This window comes from Rubritalea sp. (assembly GCF_051252225.1).
Taxonomy (GTDB): domain Bacteria; phylum Verrucomicrobiota; class Verrucomicrobiia; order Verrucomicrobiales; family Akkermansiaceae; genus Rubritalea.
Map to the genome: position 1 here is coordinate 1 of NZ_JBPOGE010000044.1, position 2,180 is coordinate 2,180.

Annotated in this window: 3 protein-coding genes; all 3 read right to left on the reverse strand. The window is 42.5% G+C overall.

From position 1 onward, the window contains the following. Positions 1-189 precede the first annotated feature (189 nt). Positions 190-903 (reverse strand): hypothetical protein, encoded by a 714-nt coding sequence (locus tag ACSHX2_RS15320; protein WP_435693830.1) that lies wholly within the window; start codon positions 901-903, stop codon positions 190-192. 249 nt (positions 904-1,152) lie between these two features. Next, positions 1,153-1,476 (reverse strand): hypothetical protein, encoded by a 324-nt coding sequence (locus ACSHX2_RS15325; RefSeq protein WP_435693831.1) that lies wholly within the window; start codon positions 1,474-1,476, stop codon positions 1,153-1,155. A gap of 211 nt (positions 1,477-1,687) precedes the next feature. Continuing rightward, positions 1,688-2,095, reverse strand: a complete 408-nt coding sequence (locus ACSHX2_RS15330) for a ferredoxin (RefSeq protein WP_435693832.1) — start codon at positions 2,093-2,095, stop codon at positions 1,688-1,690. Between the last annotated feature and the right edge of the window lie 85 nt (positions 2,096-2,180).

A 2,180-nucleotide genomic window follows, 5' to 3' on the forward strand; every position in this document is an offset into this window, starting at 1 on the left:
ACCAATTACTGCCAATAGTATGATTTTTGGGGATTTAAGCATGTTCATTTTAGCCTAACGTAAAGCACACCAACCGAGTACTCGGCCAGAAAGCTTTGGATTAAGATTTAAGTGTGAATGTAGTGAAAGGTGAGTCGCGCTCAACCGCGGTACGAGGTTGGGTGCAGCGTCTTGTTATGCAGAGTCAATCTAGAATGATGCAACCTTCTCCCCTGTGGAGGTGCTATATATACAACAGGTGGCAAACATCACCTCTGCCCCTTCTTTTATGAGGTGATTCACTCCCGATAGACCTATAACAGTCAAATTAAGGTCCTCAGTTTCATCAAGTAACCGTTGGTGAACATATGTGGCTGTGGGCTCATCAAAATAGTGTTGAGTGTATGTAAGAAGACCTTTGGAAGATATCGTAAAATTGCTATATTCAGAATTAGGCTCTGGAGTAATCTCCTGAACAATCTTGTTGGTTCCCTTGAGAACGACCCTTAGGGGGCCTTGTCTGTCGTTCACAATAATGTGACCGTTTGACTCGACTGCCTCTCCTGCACAATTAATAAGAGGAAAGGCTATGGGCTCGATACCATCTTGATGTAAAATGAGCTGCTTCTTTGTTTTAACTAGAATCCATCCTTCACCCATAGCCTCTACAGTCCCGCTCACTGACTGAGAAGACAATCGTTCCCCTGTTTCGATATCAATTTGATGAAGCTCTTTTCCCAACTGTACAGCAAGGGAAGACCTATCTGAATCTAGTCCATGAAACTTGGTCTTGCCTTTGGATATCCATAACGTTCCATTCTTGTAGTTGGCTACTCCATAGACGTTTGAGTAACCTCCAGAAAATGCTACATATCCATCAACTAAAAGGACCGGATTTGAAAAGTCCAAGTCTTCGATAGTCATCGAATACTTTCGTTCAGGGAGGTCATGAATCAAAGCGGTGTTATTTTTGGTGTCATAGTAGACCCCAACTTGCCAAGTATCTCTATTAGAGCAGATATTGTGATAGAAGTTAGTCATTTTGCATAACGTAAAGCACACCAATCACTGAACTCTCAGCGCGCTTCGTTTTTGGGTTAATGTTTAAATTTGTGAAATTGGCTCGACTCTCGACGGTGAAGGGATTGGGTGCAGCGTCTTGTTCGGCAAAGGCTATTTTGTAGACCGGATTAGTTTGATCGTAATCTTGGATTCAGTGTTTCTATCGATGATGAAATCCTGGGTGTAATGTGAAGGGGTACTAAAGCTGAATTTTCTTGGTTCATATGCGATACCGAAAACCCTTATGAAATTCACCCCGTCACGAGATGATGCTGAACCTGCTGATTGGTTGATGAGATCGTTTGAGGATGTGGTTGGATGGTGGGTCGTAAGGTCTGAAACAGGTTGTCCCGTATTTGCGTCGATCACATTAAAAGTAGTATTGAAGTGATAGAGATTATTTTTGAGCTTTTTAAGATCGTTTTGCGAATCCATATACGACCTGCCTAACAAGAACACGCACCATGCAAGGATTATAGCTAACCATTTAAGTTTGTTGTACGAGATGCGCATAATTTAGCCGAACGTAAAGCACACCAACCGAGTACTCGGCCAGAAAGCTTTGGATTAAGATTTAAAGTTTGAATGTAGTGGAAGGTGAGTCGCGCTCAAACGCGGTACGAGGTTGGGTGCAGCGTCTTGTTAGCTAAGTCGATTTTTTACGGTCCTTATTTGCTTTCGCTAATTGTCGTTCATAGGCTTTCTCTTCCCGTAGGGTTTCGTCATATGGGATTATAGGATTCGGGAGGTTAAAATGAGCCTCGTATGAATATCTGCTTAGCAGGACGCACCAATCAATAATTGGTGCAGAATGCCAATCGTGTGAATCGCCATCGTCTAATACACCATTGGTAGGACAGCCTTGAACACCCTCCATTACGGCATCATATTCTTGTTTTGTTGTGGGTTGCTTGTATACGTATGATTGCCCATATCGATCATCTCTCGTTATGTTGTGTGGGGCACATTCTCGACATAAATCGCAGTCAGTACACTGATCGTTAATGTAAAACTTTCCTGGTACATTGAGTGGATAACGATGTGAGAAGTTCATATTTAAGCTAACGTAAAGCACACCAACCGAGTACTCGGCCAGAAAGCTTTGGATTAAGATTTAAGAGTGAATGTAGTGAAAGGTG